We start from the raw sequence: 20,584 nt of genomic DNA on the forward strand, positions 1-20,584 counted from the left end.
GTATTTACCAGAAAATGGTATAAACAGCTACTAAGATACCGGCTACAATTAATGAACCGGCCGCGAACGCGCGCGACATCCTGAACATGCTGGAATCAACTTCCAATCCGTTCGGCTGCACGCCGTTTCTGGTTTCTATTTTTGAAATAATGTACATGCCCGTTACGCAAATAAGGAACACAAAGCCCATGCGATCTAAAAACGGAATCTCGTAAACTTTATCGGCATTGAGCTTGGCGAAACCAAACGGCACCAGGAACTTTAAGTTAGCAAAGTTAGGCAGGAACTTAAAGAATACCGAGAAAACAAAGCCCCCTACTGTGGAGAACAAGGCCGCGTTTGAGGTGGCTTTTTTCCAGAAGAAACCTAACAGGAACATGGCTAAAATACCCGGCGATACAAAGCCGGTATACTCCTGAATGTATTGGAAGCCCTGTTTACCCTCGCCCATCAGCTGCTCACCTATCAGTAATGACATGATCACACCTAAAAACATAGCTACCACAACAGATATTTTACCAAGGTTTACCAACTGACGGTCATTAGCCTGGGGGTTAATAGCCTTTTTGTAAATATCCAGCGTAAATATGGTGGCAATACTATTGGCTTTACCCGCAAGCGAAGCCACTATAGCCGCGGTAAGCGCCGCGAAAGATAAGCCCTTTAAACCCGAAGGAAGCAAGTCAAGCAGGGATGGATAGGCCTTGTTTACATCCAGCACACCTTTTGAGCTCAGCATTTCCTGGTGGAACATCCCCTTTTGGTACAGTACATAAGCTGCTATACCCGGTATAACCACAATAACCGGCATCAGGATCTTTAAGAACGCGCCGAACAATAAACCGCCACGTGCGGTTTTAAGGTTGGCACCCAAAGCCCTTTGAGTAATGTACTGGTTACAACCCCAATAGTTCAGGTTAACGATCCACATACCGCCAATCAGCACCGAAAGTCCCGGAAGATCCAGATAATTAGGATTATCTTTCTTGAATATCATGTGGAAATGGTCGCCGGCTTCACGTTTCATGATCGCCAGGCCATTTAAAATACCCGTGGTACCCGATTTTTCGCTCAGCAAATTCAAGGCGATGTAGCTGGCAACCAGGCCGCCTAAAACCAGGAAGAAAACCTGGATAACATCGGTATAGCCTATCACCTTCATACCGCCGAGGGTGATGATGATGGCGAATACAGCAAGGAAACCGATACAAATATTGATATCAATACCCGATATACCGCTGATGGCTAAAGCCCCCAGGTACAGGATTGACATCAGGTTAACCACAATGTACAGCAACAGCCAGAAAACCGCCATGATCATGGCCACCGTACCATTGTAACGCTCATGCAGGAACTGCGGCATGGTAAATATTTTATTGCGCAGGTACACCGGGATAAAAAATATACCCACGATAATAAGGGTTAACCCTCCCATTAATTCATAGGTGGATATGGCCAGGCCCATTTTGAAGCCCGAGCCGCTCATACCTATCATCTGCTCGGCAGATATATTGGAAGCGATTAACGATGCGCCTATGGCCCACCATGTGAGGGAGCCCTCGGCAAGGAAATAATCCTTTGATGTTGCATCAGCATTACGTTTCCTGCGGTATACCCACAAGCCGTACAAGGCAACAATAACAAAGTACACCAGGAAAACGGTGTAATCAGCTGAAGTTAGTTTACTCATTGTGTTTCTTCTCTAAATTATAATCGGCAAATAGTTGGTTGTTAATTAGGTTATTGGTTTATACAGTGCGGTAATAGTTATCGTTCCAGCGCAGTTCGTTCAATAAATGCGGTATAGTGGTATCTTTTCCTATGCGGATAAACTCCAGCCCGGCGATTTCCGCAAAGTCATGCATATGCTCGGCTGTAAGGTTCTGGCTGTAAACGGTATGGTGCGCGCCGCCAGCGTATATCCATGCGGCACAACCTGTTTTCATATCCGGAAGGGGTTTCCATAAAACACGTGCTACCGGTAGTTTAGGCAGGTCTTCTACCGGCTCTACAGCTTCTACTTCGTTTACGATGAGCCTGAAGCGGTTACCCATATCTACCAAAGAGGCATTAAAAGCGGGGCCTGCCGCAACATTAAATACTAAACGCGCGGGATCTGCCTTGCCACCGATACCTAATGGGTGTACTTCAAGACTTGCTTTTCCGTTACTCAATGAAGCATCTATCTCCAGCATGTGCGAGCCCAATACCAATGAATTATTCGGGTCAAAGTGGTAAGTGTAATCTTCCATAAATGCGTTACCACCCTCCAAACCGGCACCCATTACTTTACAGGCACGCACTAACGCAGCAGTTTTCCAGTCGCCTTCACCGGCAAAGCCGAAGCCATCAGCCATTAAACGCTGGGCGGCAATACCAGGCAACTGTACCATGCCATGCAGGTCTTCAAAAGTATCGGTAAAGCCTTTAAAGCCACCATCAACCAAAAATTTACGCAGGCCAAGTTCAATACGTGCCGCTTCGTAAACAGATGAATGTTTTTCACCGCCTTTCTTCAACGACGCATCCATCGTGTAAAGCGTTTCATATTCGGTAACCAGTTGGTCTATTTCAGCCTCGCTGATTTCGTTGATCACCTTTACAAGGTCGCCTACACCGTAGGTATTTACAGAGTAACCAAATTTTACTTCGGCCTCTACCTTATCACCTTCGGTTACAGCCACGTAACGCATGTTATCGCCAAAACGGGCGAATTTAGCTCCCTGCCAATCGTGCCAGCCTGCCGCCGCACGGCTCCAGGCGTTGATCTGGCCAAGTACTTCTTCATCCTGCCAGTGGCCTACCACTACCTTACGGTTCTTGCGCAGGCGCGATACCATAAAACCAAACTCACGGTCGCCATGAGCGCTTTGGTTGAGGTTCATGAAATCCATATCAATGGAGCTCCATGGGATATCGCGGTTGTATTGCGTATGCAGGTGAAGCATTGGCTTTTGCAAAATATTTAAGCCGCGCACCCACATTTTGGCCGGCGAAAAAGTATGCATCCAGGTAATGATACCGATACAATTTTCGGCGGTATTAGCCGCCAATAAAGTGCTGTATATTTCTTCGGGGGTTTTTACAACGGGTTTATACACTACCGTTACGGGTATTTGGCCCGCGCTGTTCAGCCCTTCGGCAATATGCTGTGAGTGTTCTGCTACCAGTTTTAAGGTTTCTTCGCCGTATAAATGCTGGCTGCCGGTAATAAACCAAACTTCAAAAGTCTTTAAATTGATCATGCGTATGTTAATGATTAAATGTTATTGTTTAATAGGCGACAGCCTGTAAAGCGCCGCGCCATGTGCGTTAATTTTTTGCTGATAAGTGTTTTGATAAGTCCCCTTGTTTTGCCTGGCCCAAAGGTCGCGGACGGTTACCCGGCCGTTAAAGCCCATAGCGGCCAGATCAAGCGATACTTCGGCATTAGCATCCTTTAAGTTGAATACGGCCACGTACATATCTTTTGAACCAGGCATCGCCGAATACCATACCATGCTTTCATTATTATGGTAAAGTTCTTTAGGGTTGATACCACGCTGGTTTATAGCCAGCACTTCGGGATTATTAAGCAGTTTGAGATCAAAAGGGCGATTCTCCGGCATGTTGCCGCCCATCATTAACGGCGACCGGAAAATGCACCAGAACGTCATGTGCGAGAGCAGCTCATCATCGGTAAACTTGCTGTAGCGCTCCGGCCCTACCGGGCCACGTTTAGATAGTTTGCCTATTTGCAGCATATCACAATCGGGCCAGTGGCCGGGGCCACCTGTTCCCTGCCATTTACGCGCGTAGGCAAACATATTCAGCAGTTCCTGCCAGCTATCCCAAAAGTCATCGGCCATGCGCCATTGGTTGGCATAGCGTGCTACGTGTGCCGCTTCTTTAACAGGGGTTTCGCCGGGTGATATACTCAATACCACGGGCCTTTTACAATGTACGATGGCCTTGTGGTACCCTTCAATTTCGGCAGTATGATAAGGACGGGAAATATCATCAACCTTAATAAAATCAACACCCCATGAGGCGTAAAGATCAAGTATCGAGTTCAGATATTCCTGGGCGCCCGGCTTGCTCATATCCAGGCCATACATATGGTTCATCCACTCACATTTAGAGCTGGTATCGGCTATCATATCGGCAGTAATGCCCTTTGCGCCCAATACCGGAGATTTTGCCCAAACCGCCTGCCTGGGTATACCACGCATTACGTGTATACCAAACTTTAAACCCAGGCTATGCACATAATCGCCCAGTGATTTAAATCCTTTACCGCCAAGGGCCGATGGAAACTTATTTGGCTGCGGCAGCAAACGGCCCCATTTATCCATGGTTAACCACGGGATGTACGAACCATCCTCCAGCCTTTTTTGAAAGGGGTTACCTATGTGGCTACCCGGAGGGTTATCATAAGACCATAAAAAGTCCACCACTACGTACTGCCACCCGAAAGGCTTTAAGTTTTTAGCCATGTACTGCGCGTTGGCCTTCACTTCGCTCTCATGCACCGCGGAGCCAAAGCAATTGTAACTATTCCAACCCATAGGCGGCGTAGCAGCCACCTGTTGAGCCGAGGCTACCTGCGAACCGGCTATAAAAGCAACTAACGCCAGGAAGCTTAAGATTAATTTGATCTTATTGACCATAGTAGGAATCCGGACCATGTTTACGTTGGTAATGTTTATTGATCAAGGCGTCTTTTAACCTCGGTGCCGAAGCGTTGATCTGCTCGGTTAAATAGGCCATTTGCGCCACGGTTTCCAGCACCGCGCTGTTATAAACAGCCTTTTCGGCGGTTTTACCCCAGGTGAACGGGGCGTGGTTGCCCACCAGTACCATTTCTACCTCTTTATAATCTAAACCCGCTTCCTTAAAGTGATCCATGATCTGAAAACCGGTCTGGTATTCGTAGTTACCTTTTATCAGTTCGTCGCTCATAGGCGGCGCGCAGGGGATGTCGGCAGTTAAATGGTCGGCGTGGGTGGTACCAAATATGGGTATGCAACGCTGCGATTGTGCCCATGCGGTAGCGTAAGTGGAGTGGGTATGCACTATGCCGTTTATCCCCTCCCAATGCTTGTACAGCACCGCGTGGGTTAAGGTATCTGATGAAGGCCTCAGGTCGCCCTCGATAGTGTTACCGTCGAAATCAACGATCACCATTTTCTCGGGAGTAAGTTGAGCGTAGGGCACACCGCTTGGCTTAATAGCGAAAACGCCCAGGTCGCGGTCGGCAGCGCTTACATTACCGAAGGTGAATAAGACTAAACCCAATTGCGGTAACTGCATATTGGTTTCATAGGCCGTTTGCCTGATGTGTTGGTATTTACTCATAGCTTACGCGATTTTTTCGGTTTGTTCTTCTTTGGCCGAAGCGATCTGCCATGCCACAAACTCGCCTAACCCTTTGTATTGGGCATAGCGCTTATTGTATATCTCGTGGTTTGCTTCGTTAGGCTCGTAGGACACATCAAAACCACCACCCATGGCGTGCATAGCTTCCTCGACGTTTGGATAAATGCCGGCAACTACCGCCGCAAACATGGCCGCGCCCAAAGCGCAGGTATGTTTAAACTGATGGATGCGGATAGGCATGCCCAGTACATCGGCCATGGTTTGCATTACAAAAGCCGATTTTTTGGCCACACCGCCAATGCCTATAATACCTTTTACCGGAATGCCTTCCTGTATAAAGCGGTCGACTATGCTTTTAGCGCCAAAGCAGGTAGCTTCTACCAAAGCCCTGAAAACACGCGGGGCATCAGAACCCAGGCTTAAACCGGTGATGGCGCCCTTAAGCGTTTGGTCGGCATCCGGCGTGCGGCGGCCGTTAAACCAGTCTATCGCCAGCTCATTCACCTCATCAATTGGCAATGAAGCGGCCTGGCGGCTCAACTCGGGTATAATTTCTTCCGCTAATTCCGCTTTTAACGCCTCGGCTACTTCAGGACTGATCACTTTGGAATTGGCCAGCAGGTTGTTTAAAGGCCACGACAGGATATTCTTAAACCAGGCATAGGTATCGCCAAAGGCCGACTGCCCTGCTTCCAAACCTACCATGCCCGGTATTACCGAACCGTTTACCTGGCCGCATATGCCTTTAACCAGTTTATTATCTATATCATGGGTTGGCGCTACCAAAATATCACAGGTTGAAGTACCCATCACCTTACTTAAATGGTAAGGCTCTATTTGCCCGCCTACTGCGCCCATGTGCGCGTCAAAAGCGCCTACGCCTACTTTCACATCGGCAGGTAAGCCCAGGCGTTGTGCCCACTCGTTACTCAGCGTACCGGCTGCTACATCAGAGGTGTAGGTATCACGGAACAGCCTGTCAGTAAACCCTTTCAGGAGCGGATCAAGCGAGGAAAAGAATTCATCGGGAGGTAAGCCACCAAAAGCCTCGGCCCATAACGCCTTATGACCAGCCGCGCAGCGGCTGCGTTTCATTTCGGCGGAACGGCTGCCACCGGTAAGCAGGAAAGGGATCCAGTCGCAATGTTCTACCCATGAGTAGCAGGCTTCGCGTACTATTTCGTCTACCTTTAATATATGCAGCAATTTGGCCCAGAACCATTCTGATGAGTAGATACCGCCAACATATTGCAGGTAATTGATATCGAATCTGGCGGCATGTTCATTAATAGCGGCGGCTTCTTTTACCGAGGTATGGTCTTTCCATAAAATGAACATGGCGTTGGGGTTCTCCTCAAAGCCGGGTAGTAATGCCAGCGGTACACCAGCCTCATTTACGGCCACCGGCGTCGAGCCAGTGGTATCAACCGAAATACCTTTTACCTGACGTGCTATCTCATCGCCACCGGCAAGCCTTATACATTCCTTAACCGTTAATTCCAGCCCCTCAATATAATCGAGCGGATGCTGCCTGAACTGATTGGCAGCAGGCTTGCAGAAAAGGCCTTTTTTCCAGCGTGTATATTCATGTACGGATGAGGCAAGCTCCTTCCCGTTTGCGGCATCGACAATTACAGAACGAACAGAATCAGATCCGTAATCGATCCCAATCACATATTGATTTGAACCCATAATTTATTATTGTTGTAACAACACTTATTTTACAAGAAAAATTTGATCAGGGTAATGGCTATATGCCGTTTTGCTTACCTGATATTTATAATTGGTCAATCCGTACCCAGGCCATGCCCGCGGCTTTGGCGGCAGTAACACCGGGTTCGGCATCTTCAAACACTATACATTCGGCAGGAGCTACACCCAGCTCAGCAGCCGCTTTTAAAAACGGATCAGGGAAAGGCTTTCCGTGGAAAGTTTCGCCCGCGCACACCATTACCTCTACCTTATCGGCAATATTGAGGATGTTAAGCGTTTTTTCAACCGCTTCCCTGCTTCCGCCGGATACTACTCCGATACGAACCTTACCCGCGTGTAATTTAAGGTGTTCAACTACCGGTACGATGGGCTGGGTAAGATGTATATAATCATCCAGAAACAACTTGTACTTTTTCTGATTAAATTCTTCAGGATCAAGCGAGGTATTGTAGCGCCTGTTAATTTCCTCAACCACCTTTACAGTAGGCCATCCGGCAAGTTCGTATACAATATCGCCATCAAAATCAAGCCCATGTTCCGCGGCAACCTTAACATAAGTAAGGCGATGCGCTTCCATATTATCAGCCAGCGTACCATCGCAATCATATAAAAACGCCTTATACCCCTCACTTATATTGTTGAGCTTTTCAAGCGCTTCCATTTCTGTTTGTTGCATAAATAATTATCGCAGCCTCATCAGCTACCTCTATTAAACAGGCTGTAATATGTAATTGGTTATAATTGGTTGGTTAGCCAAATGCTAACACCATATCACAAATATAAATTTTATTTTATAATTGTAAATAGCACACTTAATAATTGTTATTAAAATTATCCACAATCCGATAGATGGTCTAAATACTCCACTATCATGAAGATAATAGTTGATTATATAGGTCTGTCTGAAGAAACTAAATTGTAAAAAAAATGGCCGGTTAAACCGGCCATTGATGTATTACTTTGCTGCTTTTATCAGCTCATAATTACTTAAACCTGTACCAAGCGGCAGTACAAATGCACCGCGTTGTTTTTGGTATTTGCCTTTAACCACATAATCAGCTGCTGTATTATGCTGATCTTCGATATGCAGGTAAGCCTTTGGTGTATATTGATCACGCGCATTAAGGGTAATTTGTAATTGACCTGTTGTGGTATTGTAAGCGATAGCGTTAAACGTACCTGCATCAAGTGTTAACCATAATTGCAGCGGTGCTACAAATACTCTTGATTTAGCGGCTGTTGTCAGTTTAACTTTTACCCAGTTCTTTTCGGTTGTTAAGTTACCGCCAAAAGCCAGCCAGCCGAGTGTATCGTTATGCATCACGTAGGTGGCGGTATTCATGGCATAACCAAAAAAGTTAGGGCCATAATCGCCGGAGTATGCATCGATATCCAAAGTTGAAGGGAAAGAATGGAAAGCGGCAGAACCAAATCCTTCCTGGGTAATGTTTGAAACAGCGCCCATAGTACCACCGTAACCTACGCGCAGCATGTACAGATCATCGGGGTGATTGCGGTACTCATTTAACACCGGTATGGCATTTATACCCGACCCATAGTGATGCAACTGGCGCTCTATCCTCGATAACTTACCGCCATAAAGGAAATCCCAGTAACGCCTTGCCGAACCGTTATAACCCCAGTGTGGTATAGTAGGCATATAGGCCAGTATAGCATCAATGGTCACATTTGCCTTATCATCATAACCAAAGTATTTGGACCACACATACACTTCTTCCTGGCCGGTTGAGTCCCAGGGCATTTCGCTCCCGAATGGATATTGCAGGGTGCGCCAGTGGTCGGCACGCTTTTTCATAGCGGCTTCTAAAGTCCTGGCAGGTACTATCCAGCCCTCAGCCTTCAGGTCCTTTAATATAAAGTAGAAAACAGAACCTTCCATTTGCCCAAACTGCACATAATAAGGCGCCAGGTTAACCATAGCCATTGCCGTACTGTAAGCATTATTTAAATGCCACTGCCAGGGCTTCTCAGTTACCAGGCCTACATGGTTGCGTGCCAACCTGTATAGCACCCAATGCGCCGCGGCAACATGCGGATAGTTATACGAGCGGCCAATATCATTAGCTGATTTGTGATCCCATGCTGCCCATGTTTTGTAGTTGATCTTAGGGTCGTAAGTACCGGCAGGCAATGAATCGGGCTGGTAGTAGAACATGCTTTTCTTAACCCCGTACATTTCTTTGCCGCTGCTGTGCTGCAAACCACCCCACAAGGTGTGGTTTGCAAACAGTTGCAGTTTATCTATTTCGGCCTTATCGGGTTCTAAAAATTCCTTCATCATTGCGCCCAGCCAGCTGCCTGCACCAGCCTCGTCACTTAAACCGGCAATCCATGCACGACTTTCCTGTGTTACTTGCTGCTTTTTCTCATCATCATAACTTATCACGGAGTTGTTGCGACCAAACGGATCCTGGGGGTTATGGTACCATTGTTTGGTAGTTAAAAAATGCCCAAAATCTTTTACCATTTCGCTTTCGGGCTTTATCACCTTGTAGTTAATAGTTTGCTTTAGCCCATCAGCGTAGGTTACGGTTAAACGTGCCCTACCCCATGTTTTGCCTTTTACGGCATAAGCATACATCCCTGCTTTGGGAGCAGCTATTTTGCTGAGCTCCAAAGCACCCGCTGGCTCTACAGCTATATTTTCAACCGGTTTAGCGTAGTTTAAAAATAAACGGCCATTTACATCCTGTGGCAATACATAACCCGGTATGCCAACGGCTACTGGACGGTTAACTCCGGCTAAAGTTTGTTCAATGTTTTTTACCGACGGCGAAAGCACAAAGCCAAGGCCTACCGTGTAAGTCTGACCCGGTTTTAGCACCTGCGCGGTTGGTGTGTTCCAGGGTTTGGCAGCTTTCCATTCTTTGGCAGCGGCAGCCTTGCTGTGTACCATCCATTCGTAAAAGCCCTCAAAGGTAATTCCGCGCGGCGTTGGGTCATCAAGCAAGGGATTGTAAGCCTCAAACGGTGTACGCCCGGATGGGATAACCAACAAAACAGGCCCATGGCCGCTCAAACGTGCTACCTGCAAATAACCGGCATCGGCACCAATATAGGGGTCATAGAAAACGTTAGTGGCATGCGCCTCTTCAAGCGTTTTGCCCTCCATAATATTGTTAAATATTACGGGCATACCCAAGTCGCCAATTTCAATATCCGTGTTAGATTTATTGGTGATGGTAAACTCCATGGTGAGCCTGCCATCGATATTTTTCCAGTAACGCTCAATTTTTAACGGAATATCTGCAGGCAGCGTTCCCGCAAGATCAGCAGCGGCCAATGTATTTTCGGTTACCGGTAAGGCCATTACTGCGCCACGTTTAGCCGCGGTTGAACAACGTACCCATGTGGTATCGCCGGCTGCTTTATACCGCAGGTTGATATCGCCTAACTGGTACATACCATCTTTGCTGCGCAAAGCAAGCCTGTCGGCAGGGGTAAAATCAAAAGCCTTATCTTCATCAGGCACCAGGGCGGCTACCGTTTGTGACGACTTTACCAGTTTTAGGGTAAGTTTACCGGTGTGAAAGCTTAGCGTACCTGATGCCAGATCAAGCGTTGACGGGCGCTTGGCCAGTTTTTCCCATGGCGATTGCGCGTTAACTACAGACGGTACTATAACCGGACCAAGCAACAATGCAGTAAATAAGGCTGGTAAAAGTTTTTTAATTTTCACTGAAGTATATATCATTTTAGAATTAGGGCTTATTTAGTTTTTGCCTGTAGCGCTGTTTTTATTGAGGTCATAAAAGCGCCAGCTGGTAGTAAAATCAGGGGTAAGTTGCTGATTGGTGAGCGTAGCGCGCACCATCTCAATAGGGATGAGGTTCTCTTTTATTACAGCATCATGAAATTGCTTAAAGGTCATCTTGCCGCTATCCACAAGCTCCTGCTTAAGCCCCCACAACTGCAGGCCACCTACTAAATAGGCTACCTGGTAAAGCGGGCTGTACCCACCTGCGAAAGACCTTCTCACCTCCCCTTCGGCATTGGCACGCTCGTGGCCAACACGGTCAACCAGGAAATTGATACACTGTTGAGGCGTCCAGTTACCTAAATGATAGTTTAAAGAGAAGATAATGCGTGCGCAACGGTGCATGCGCCAGAACAACATACCCACACGTTCTTCGGGCGTTTTGGCGAAGCCTTTGTTATAAAGCAATAGTTCCCAGTAAAGCGGCCAGCCTTCAACCGCGAACGGTGTACCGAAATCGCCGCGATAAGCTTTGTAGCGGCTGTTCATGAAATATTGCAGGTTATGGCCGGGTATCAATTCGTGCTGTACCGTACCCCTTGAAAAATAAGGATTGTTGCCGCGCATGCTCATCAGCTTATCCTGCTCACTCATGGTATTGGTAGGGTATGATACGCTGATCTCTTTACCACCTGTAAAGAACGGATTAACCAATTGCCTTTCAGGCGTCATCATGATCATACCCCAGGTTTCCTCGGCCAATGGCGGAATAGTGATCAGGTCATTGGCTTTGATAAAGTTGATGGCATCATCATATAACTTGGTGATCAGTTCCGGCTGGTGCCCGGCGGGGACGTAGCTGTTCTTTACTTTTTCCAATGCCGCTTTCCAGTTATTGCCAAAGCCCATTTCCTGCGATGCTTTCAGCATCTCCTTATCGCACCAGGCAAATTCTTTGTTGGCAAGCGCTATCAGTTCCTCAGGTGTGTACGGGATCATCTCCGCCTTTAGCTGACTGATCAGCTCATCACGACCAATAGGTACACCTTTTATACCGCTGCTATCAGGCTTTTGGGTGGTTATTACTTTTGCTTTGCTACGTAATAAGTTGGCATAATTAGCCAGCGCGGTATCCAGTTGCAGGTAAGTTTGCGGCACCCACCAGGTAAACATAGGGTCGTAACCGCTATAGAAATCAACCACATTTTTAAGCCTCCTTTGTATGCCGAATACAGCGTTACTGCTCATGCGCGCCAGCGAACCTTCTATGTAGTCGGCTTTTTTTACTTTTAGAGAAGCGGCCTTAAGATCGCGGATGATATTGTTTAGTTGCCCCGCTACATCCTGCCCGTTCAGGAAAACGCCCCTTCTGCGTTGCTTTTCCATTGTGTAAATGGTTTCGGCAAAGGGAATATAGGAGGTTATTTGTGCATATTTCTGTTCCTCGTTCTTTAATGATAGCAGATCAGAATTGATCTCTTTTTTCAGTAAGATATAATCTACCTTACCGTAAATGCTCATGCCGTTAAAGTCGGCGCTCTTTAATTTTTGCAGGTAATCATTAGCTACCTCATTTAACCTTTTTCGCTCTTCGGGTGTGTTCAGTACATAATACTTACCCTGGTCTTCACCTTTGTCGTTTAAGTTGTATGGGGCGTAAAAGTCGCGGATAGCACCCATGTCCTGCTGGTACTGTATTACCCAACCCGAAACTTCGCTGGCCTGTTCATACATGGCCTTGGGCGCGTTTTGGGCCGATGCTTTACCCGGCAACAACATAAGGCTGCCCATGCAAACGGCTACAGCCGCAGATGATCGGAATAGTGATTTGATAAAACGATAGTTACTCATAGCCTGTTAAAATAGGGATATACTTTTTTCCTGGTTTTTGAAAATACCGGAAAAGGCCTCAAAACCATGTTTGATGCGAGCTATAAATATCTGTGTTGAAAATGGGAAACCGGTAATTAAAATTACCTGATATTGATTATATTTTAACTTATTACACCGCTAATAGTTAATACCGATGCTAAAAAAGTAGTGAATAAGCCGAAAAGGGTTTGATCTTTCTGCTACCGGGCGATATCAAAAAAAACGGGCAGCTGGTAAGCTGCCCGTTTAAGTATACTAAAAACGATCAGGGGAAAATGCGGAGATGTTGATAGCGGTATTCTTTTCAGAAACCACTTCGTTTACCAGGTAACCGGTGGCGGGGCCTAAACTCAAGCCCATCATTCCGTGCCCGGTAGCAACAATCAGGTTATCATATTTAGCGGAACGACCTATGTAAGGTAAGCCATCAGGCGAAGCCGGGCGGAAACCATACCATATATCTTTAACGGCAGGTACCTGCGGGTGCAAGTCAGGGAAGTATTTCGGAACCGATTCCACTATCCCTTCCACACGTTTCATGTTGATACGGTTATTGATCTTGTCCAGCTCCATGGTACCACCATAACGCAGATGGCCATTCATAGGCGTAATAGCTACTCTGGCCTCGGCAAGCAAAGCCGGAATAGTCATGCGGTTTTGAGGCTCGGGAACCATAAAAGAGTAACCTTTACCCGGCATAAGCGGCGCTTTTATATCCACCATTTTAGCCACAGCCGGCGACCACGAGCCACCTGCTATTACATATTGGTCTGCTGTCCACTCCTTGTCACCTGTAAAGACCTTGGTTATCTTTTTCCCGGATCTTTCTATACGGGTAACCATCTGGTTCCAGTGGATCTGCACCCCGTGCTCCTGCAAATATTTAATTAAACCTTGTATGAGCGCGTTGGGGTAAATATGCCCGTCGCAACGGTAATGCACCGCGCCTAAAACATCCAGGTTAAGTTCCGGTTGGAGTGCTTTGCATTGTTCAGGGGTCAGCACATCCATATCAAGGCCAAGCTCCTTTGCCTTATGGGCCAAATGTGCTTCTTCTTCGGCGGCCTGTTCTGTTTTATAGAACATCAATATCCCTTTATCACTCAGGCCAAAATCAATACCGGTCTCCGCGCCAAGCGTGCTGTAAAGCTTTTTACTCAACAGCGACAGGTCGCGCAGAGGAACGGCTGAATTTTGAACATGCTTATCATTGGCATGTTTCATAAACTTTAGTCCCCAGGAGATCAATTGCGGGTTTAAAGATGGTTTTACGTAAAAAGGACTTTTACTATCAAACATCCACCTTATGCCCTGTTTAATCATTCCCGGGGCTGCAAGGGGTATAAAATGACTTGGAACGATCATACCGGCATTGCCCGATGAGCAATTATCGGTGAGATCGCCTTTATCTAATAAGGTTACCTTATGACCGGCTTTTTGTAAATAATAAGCGGAACTTAAGCCAATGATTCCGCCGCCTATAATAAGTACGTGAGGCATGTGTTTTTTAATTAAAGCACCTGGAAACCATGTGCATAAGGATCATCTTCGTCATCAATCTTAATGGTATTGTAACCATAAACCTTGGCCCATCCTTCTATGCTGGGGATAATGGCGTCAAAATCATTCAGCTTTACCACATCCTCTACCTTACCGGTAAACTTACTGCCAATGATGCTTTCATGTACGAAAGTGTCGCCTTTTTTAAGCTTACCCTTGGCAAACCATTGTGCCATACGCGCCGAGGTACCGGTACCACATGGCGAACGGTCAATAGCTTTATCGCCATAGAAAACGGCGTTACGCGCGGTAGCATCTTCTGACAGGGTTTTACCTGCCCAAAGGATGTGCGTACAAGTATTGATGGTAGGGTTTTGCGGGTGTACAAAAGTATATAACTCGTTTATACGTTCGCGCAATACTCGGCTCCAGGCAATAAGCTGGCCCGCGCTGTAATTTTCAAGCCCGGCAAAGTTAGGTTGAGGGTCAACAATGGCATAATAGTTACCACCGTAAGCTACATCAATGGTTAGGGTACCCAGATCAGGGCATTCTACCGTAAGGTTTTCTGCCGCAAGGTAGGCCGGCACGTTGGTTAACTTAACCGATTTTACTTTTGTACCTTCCTGCTTATACTCTATCATCACCAGACCAGCCGGTGCTTCCATACGTACAATACCAGGCGTTTTAGGCTTAATAAGTCCTTCCTCGATAGCTATGGTGATGGTACCAATAGTACCGTGGCCGCACATAGGCAGGCATCCGCTGGTTTCAATAAACAGCACCGCTACATCATTATCGGGATTATGCGGCGGATACAGTATACTGCCCGACATCATATCATGCCCGCGGGGTTCAAACATCAGCCCGGTGCGTATCCAGTCATATTCCTTCAGGAAATGCTGGCGCTTCTCGCTCATGTTATCTCCCTTTAATACAGGGCCTCCACCGGCAACCAGCCTTACAGGATTACCACAGGTATGGGCGTCAACACAAAAAAAAGTTTTGTTTGCCATATTATTCTTTAGTCCACTGGTTGTCTACAATTCTCCAGATATTTAGCGGGTTGGCGTTTTGCAGTTCGGCCGGTAGCAAGGCATCGTCCCAATCCTGCCAGGCCAGCGGCCTTACAAAACGGTATACGGCACCGGTACCTACTGAAGTAAAGCGGCTATCGCTGGTAGCCGGGAATGGCCCACCATGCTGCATAGCGGCACAAACCTCTACACCCGTAGGTACGCCATTTAAAATAAGCCTGCCGGTTATATCACTTAGCTTGCTCAGCAGCTGGCTGTATGCAGGTAGTTCTTCCTTTTCAGCCATTACCGTTACAGTAAGCTGTCCGTGTAATTTACCTGCTATTTGCTCCAGTTGTTCGGCATTTTCAGCTACCACCAATACCGACATGGGGCCAAATATCTCTTCCTGGAACTTAGGGTTTGCCAGGAAATCGGCACCGCTAACTTTTATTACAGCAGCGGCAGACTGGTTAACGCACTCCTGATTGATCGCCTTTGATTGTGCCATTACCGTAACACCGGCTTCGGCCATAACCCCTTCAGAAAGAGTTTGGTAATTTTTCCAGATACCGGCGGTAAGCATAGTGGCCGACGGCGCGTTTTCTATCGCGGCAGCAAGTGCCCCGGTAAAGCGGTCTAAACCTTCGCCTTGTACAGCCAGCATTAAGCCCGGGTTGGTACAGAACTGCCCCGCGCCCAATGTAATGGAGGCGGCGTATTTAGCAGCCAGTTCTTCGGGTTTGTTGCGGATGGCCTCCGGTAATAATAATACCGGGTTAATGCTTCCCATTTCCGTAAATACCGGGATAACATCATTACGGCGGCGGGCCAGGTCAACCAAAGCCATACCACCTTTATATGAACCGGTAAAGGCAACTGCCTTGGTAGCCGGGTGGGTTACCAATTGTTCGCCCACGGCATAACCGCTATCAAATAATAGTGAAAACACACCTTTTGGCATGCCTGTGCTTTCGGCTGCTTTGCAAATAGCCTCGCCTACCAGCGCGCTTGTGCCGGGGTGTGCCGGGTGCGCTTTAACCACAACAGGGCAGCCTGCCGCGAACGCAGAAGCGGTATCGCCACCGGCTACAGAAAATGCCAGCGGGAAGTTACTTGCGCCAAACACCACTACAGGGCCAACCGCTACCGACATTTTTCGAATATCAGACTTAGGCAATGGTGTACGCTCCGGCTGAGCGGTATCAATAACCGCGTTTACCCATGAGCCTTCCTCAACCAGGTCTGCAAACATGCGCAGCTGGCCGGTTGTACGCCCCATTTCGCCCATGATACGGGCTTGCGGCAAACCGCTTTCAGCAACGGCACGGTCTACAAGGGTACTACCAAGTTCTGTGATCTCGGTAGCAATAGCTCTTAAGAAGGCAGCCTTTTTAGCGCCGCCTATATTTTTATATTGCGCAAAAGCCTGCTGTGCAGCCTCTAAAGCAGCCTGCACGGCAGTGCTATCCGCAACTTCAAACTCACCTGTTAAAACGGCGCCTGTTGACGCGCTTAAGGCAGTAAACCTCTCGCCGCTAACAGGCACCTGTTCACAGGCAATAATATTTTTTCCAGTCATTTATCTATATTAATATGCTGCTGTTTCCAATTTACCCCAGCTGCCTTCCGGTAACTCAGGGCGTACGGCCAATGCATCAGCAATTACTTTTTGCACACGTTCTCTCTCTTCGCCGCTCAATGGTAAACGAGGTGCGCGTACACGCTCGGTACCTATCCCTGTGGCAACTTCGGCTAATTTAATGTATTGTACCAGTTTTGGATGAATATCCAGCTCTAATAATGGCAGGAACCAACGGTGAATAGCACGGGCCTCATCATAACGGCCGGCTTTAACCAGGCGGTAAATAGCAACAGTTTCACGCGGGAAAGCATCAACCAAACCTGCAACCCAGCCATCAGCGCCCATCATTAAGCTTTCTGTGGCGATAGGGTCAACACCTGTAAATATTTTAAAGCGGTTGCCAAAACGGTTAAACATCCTGGTTACGTTAATTACATCGCGGGTTGATTCTTTAACAGCCTGTATGTTCTCCACTTCTGCAAGTTGCTCAAACATATCAAGCGTAACTTCAATTTTATAATCAACCGGGTTGTTATAGATCATGATAGGCAGCGGAGTGCTTTTAGCTACTTCTTTAAAGAAAGTAACGGTTTCAAGCTCATCAGCCTTATAACGCATAGGTGGCAGCAACATTAAGCCATCAGCACCGTACTCGTAGGCTTTCTTAGCGAAAGCGATAGCGGCTTTAGTAGTTTGTTCGGCAATATTTAAGATCACCGGCACCTTACCTTCTACTAATGCCAGTGTATGTTTAAGCAACGTAAATTTCTCTTCTTCTGTTAAAACGCTGGCCTCACCTAAAGAGCCTCCTAAGATGATACCTTCCGCACCGGCTTCAAGCTGTGCTGCTATGTTTTTATCAAATGCTGCAAGGTCCAGTTCATCATCCGGGCCAAACTTTGTGGTAACTGCCGGGAATACGCCGGTCCATTCAAAATTGATCATATCCGTAATAAAAATTTTTTCTCAAAAATAAGTATGTAACATAAAGCTATCGCTATCTATTTTAGCCTATAATTACCGTATTTTAACATTAAACACTTTTTAATACCTAAATTAAGGGTAAAATAGAACAAGTTTACCTTGAACTGCAACAGCTTATTGCACTAAATTATCCGTGTAAATTAGACTATTTGGGCCAGTAAGGATAAAATACGGCTGCATTGTTACAATATGAGTAAGATATTAACATCAGGTATTCATAAACTTAACTTCTGCACCCTCATGTAAACGATGCAACCACAAAAGATTGTGGCTTAACAGTAATAATGTTATTACTATGCATTAAAGCGCATTTCCATTACTCAAAAATCTTTTAAATTAAACATCATCCTGTAAAGTCTGTTGTATACTATATATTTGGTTACATTTATAGTAACCCTTCAGGCGCTTGCGCTCATCTACTATGGCAAAACAAGACTCAAAAACAACCGATAATCTTAACGAAAGCAAACTTGTAAAAACTGTGAAGAAAAAGGCTTCGCCACCGGTCGAAACCAATACCACATGGCCGCAGAGCGAAGATATTACAGTTGAAACGCCTAAAGCCAAACGTACTGCAAAGCCAAAGCCTGTAACTGATACCATAGCCGATAAACCTGCTAAATCAAAGGCTAAAAAGCTGGAAGTACTACAAAACACCTCGGGTATAAAAGCCGTTGAGCCATATAGCCGCTTTACCGATTTTGACATTGACCTGTTTAAAGCCGGGAAGCATTATAAACTGTATGAAAAGCTGGGTTCACATGTAGTGGAGCATCATGGCGTAGTGGGTACATACTTTGCCGTATGGGCGCCTAACGCGCAGTATGTATCGGTTATTGGTAATTTTAACGGGTGGAACAGCGGCTCGCACTCGCTGAATTATCGCTGGGATGCTTCGGGGATATGGGAAGGGTTTATTCCGCATATTGGTGTTGGCGAAACCTATAAATATTTCATTAAATCATCAACCGGCGAAAACCTCGAGAAAAGTGACCCATTCGCTTTGCGATGGGAAATACCGCCGCATACCGCGTCCATAGTAGCGGATACCTATTATGAATGGAACGACCGCGAATGGATGGTTAACCGCCACCAGCATAACGCGCTCGACAAGCCCTATTCGGTTTATGAAATGCACCTGGGATCATGGGCCAGGAGCCCGGAAAGCCCCGACGACTTTTTAAATTATCGCCAGGTGGCCGATAAACTGGTACCTTATATTTTAGAAATGGGTTTCACGCATGTGGAATTTATGCCGCTGATGGAGCACCCTTACTATCCGAGCTGGGGTTACCAGATCACAGGGTTCTTTGCCGCATCATCACGCTATGGCAGTCCGCAGGACTTGATGTACCTGGTAGAGGAGCTGCATAAAGCCGGCATAGGCGTGATATTTGACTGGGTACCTTCACATTTCCCGGGTGATGCGCACGCGCTGTATAACTTTGATGGCACACACCTTTATGAGCACGCGGATGTACGCAAAGGCTTCCATCCCGACTGGAAATCATACATCTTTAACTACGGCCGTAACGAAGTACGCGCTTTCCTGATCAGCAACGCGCTTTTCTGGCTGGACAGGTACCATATTGACGGATTACGTGTGGACGCAGTAGCTTCTATGCTCTACCTGGATTATTCGCGCAACCATGGCGAATGGGAACCTAATATTTTCGGTGGGAACGAGAACCTGGAAGCCATTGAATTTTTAAAGGAATTTAACGCTACCGTTTACAGTAATTTTCCTGATGTACAAACCATTGCCGAGGAATCAACCTCATTTTCAGGCGTAAGCAGGCCCGTTTATTCTGGCGGATTGGGTTTTGGAATGAAGTGGATGATGGGCTGGATGCACGATACGCTTAAATATTTTGCCCGCGACCCTATTTACCGCAAATACCACCAGGACCAGCTAACCTTTAGCCTGGTTTATGCCTTTACAGAAAACTTTATGCTGCCATTTTCTCATGACGAGGTGGTGTATGGTAAAGGTTCCATGATAGGCAAAATGCCGGGCGACGATTGGCAGCGCTTTGCTAACCTGCGCGTTCTGTACAGCTTTATGTTTACCCACCCTGGCACCAAATTATTATTCATGGGTAGCGAATTCGCGCAAAGCGAGGAATGGAACTTTCAGCATTCGCTGGACTGGCACCTGCTGCAATACGAAAGCCATAATGGCATAAAAGAAACGGTTAAGGCACTTAATCATCTTTACAAAACGGAACCCGCTTTATATGAAAAAGCTTTTGATTCATCGGGTTTTGAATGGATAGACGCTGGTAATTACGAAAACTCTATCCTCATCTTCACGCGCAAAGGTAATGACCCATCAAATGACCTGGTAGTTGTACTTAACATGACCCCTGCCCCACATCACAACTACCGTGTTGGTGTACCAGCCGAGGGCACCTGGCAAGAGGTATTTAATTCTGACAAAAAAGAATACTGGGGCGGCGGCGTAGGAAATTTTGAGTCTTTAAATACTGAAAAGAATAAATGGCACGGCCGCGAAGACTCTATCAGCATTACCATACCACCACTTGCAGCAGTAATATTTAAACGTAGCAGCGATAATGCTCTAACTATAGATAAAGCTAAAAAAACAATTAAAAGCAGCTCAAAAGGAGGCAAGATATGAGCAGCGGCCGTGGTAAATTCTTTTACCTGTATCTGATAGGCGGTACAGTAGCACTTATATTGCTACTGTACAGTTTGACAACAGCTTACCCCAACATTAACCATGGCGGGGCGCTGTTTTATATTATACCTACCCTGGCCTTGTACTACATGGCTTACAAAACCTACCATGTAAAAAAAGACGGAGAGCTGATGTAA

At 46.6% G+C, this 20,584-nt stretch carries 14 protein-coding genes; 2 read left to right on the top strand and 12 right to left on the bottom strand.

Translation table 11 applies throughout. The features are described 5' to 3' along the window. Positions 1-4: 4 nt before the first annotated feature. From CKK33_RS15100 to CKK33_RS15155, 12 genes are all read right to left on the bottom strand, one after another. Positions 5-1,690 (bottom strand): sodium/sugar symporter, encoded by a 1,686-nt coding sequence (locus CKK33_RS15100; protein ID WP_095704906.1) that lies wholly within the window; start codon positions 1,688-1,690, stop codon positions 5-7. 58 nt (positions 1,691-1,748) lie between these two features. After that, the gene (araA, locus tag CKK33_RS15105) at positions 1,749-3,245 is read right to left on the bottom strand and encodes an L-arabinose isomerase (protein WP_095704907.1); all 1,497 of its coding nucleotides are present in this window, start codon (positions 3,243-3,245) and stop codon (positions 1,749-1,751) included. Between the two features lie 21 nt (positions 3,246-3,266). Further along, on the bottom strand, positions 3,267-4,667 hold the full coding sequence (locus tag CKK33_RS15110) for a glycoside hydrolase family 27 protein (RefSeq protein WP_198952477.1): 1,401 nt from the start codon (positions 4,665-4,667) through the stop codon (positions 3,267-3,269). Beyond that, a complete protein-coding gene (locus tag CKK33_RS15115; protein ID WP_095704909.1) occupies positions 4,639-5,337 on the bottom strand; it encodes an L-ribulose-5-phosphate 4-epimerase in 699 nt (232 codons plus the stop codon). Before CKK33_RS15115 ends, CKK33_RS15110 begins: the two co-directional genes overlap by 29 nt. Before the next feature lie 3 nt (positions 5,338-5,340). Beyond that, positions 5,341-7,050 carry a ribulokinase gene (locus CKK33_RS15120; RefSeq protein ID WP_095704910.1) on the bottom strand — a complete coding sequence of 570 codons (1,710 nt, stop codon included), beginning with the start codon at positions 7,048-7,050 and terminating at the stop codon, positions 5,341-5,343. Positions 7,051-7,135: 85 nt separating this feature from the next. Then, a complete protein-coding gene (locus CKK33_RS15125) occupies positions 7,136-7,747 on the bottom strand; it encodes an HAD family phosphatase (protein ID WP_095704911.1) in 612 nt (203 codons plus the stop codon). A 279-nt stretch (positions 7,748-8,026) separates the two neighbouring features. Beyond that, positions 8,027-10,786, bottom strand: coding sequence for a DUF5695 domain-containing protein (locus CKK33_RS15130; protein ID WP_095704912.1), 2,760 nt, complete (start codon positions 10,784-10,786; stop codon positions 8,027-8,029). An 18-nt stretch (positions 10,787-10,804) separates the two neighbouring features. Next, the gene (locus CKK33_RS15135) at positions 10,805-12,640 is read right to left on the bottom strand and encodes a DUF885 family protein (protein ID WP_095704913.1); all 1,836 of its coding nucleotides are present in this window, start codon (positions 12,638-12,640) and stop codon (positions 10,805-10,807) included. Positions 12,641-12,916: 276 nt separating this feature from the next. Next, entirely contained in the window at positions 12,917-14,161 is a 1,245-nt protein-coding gene (locus tag CKK33_RS15140; RefSeq protein ID WP_095704914.1) for an FAD-binding oxidoreductase, read from the bottom strand. An 11-nt stretch (positions 14,162-14,172) separates the two neighbouring features. Continuing rightward, complete coding sequence (locus CKK33_RS15145) at positions 14,173-15,177, bottom strand: 4-hydroxyproline epimerase (protein WP_095704915.1); 1,005 nt, start codon at positions 15,175-15,177, stop codon at positions 14,173-14,175. Position 15,178: 1 nt separating this feature from the next. Continuing rightward, a complete protein-coding gene (locus tag CKK33_RS15150) occupies positions 15,179-16,759 on the bottom strand; it encodes an aldehyde dehydrogenase (NADP(+)) (RefSeq protein WP_095704916.1) in 1,581 nt (526 codons plus the stop codon). A 9-nt stretch (positions 16,760-16,768) separates the two neighbouring features. Then, the gene (locus CKK33_RS15155; protein ID WP_095704917.1) at positions 16,769-17,707 is read right to left on the bottom strand and encodes a dihydrodipicolinate synthase family protein; all 939 of its coding nucleotides are present in this window, start codon (positions 17,705-17,707) and stop codon (positions 16,769-16,771) included. A 460-nt stretch (positions 17,708-18,167) separates the two neighbouring features. Between CKK33_RS15155 and glgB the strand changes: the two genes are divergently transcribed. Then, positions 18,168-20,387 (top strand): 1,4-alpha-glucan branching protein GlgB, encoded by a 2,220-nt coding sequence (glgB, locus tag CKK33_RS15160; RefSeq protein WP_095704918.1) that lies wholly within the window; start codon positions 18,168-18,170, stop codon positions 20,385-20,387. Further along, positions 20,384-20,584, top strand: coding sequence for a hypothetical protein (locus CKK33_RS15165; protein ID WP_095704919.1), 201 nt, complete (start codon positions 20,384-20,386; stop codon positions 20,582-20,584). Before glgB ends, CKK33_RS15165 begins: the two co-directional genes overlap by 4 nt.

The organism is Mucilaginibacter sp. MD40 (assembly GCF_002288635.1).
In the GTDB taxonomy this organism is placed as follows: domain Bacteria; phylum Bacteroidota; class Bacteroidia; order Sphingobacteriales; family Sphingobacteriaceae; genus Mucilaginibacter.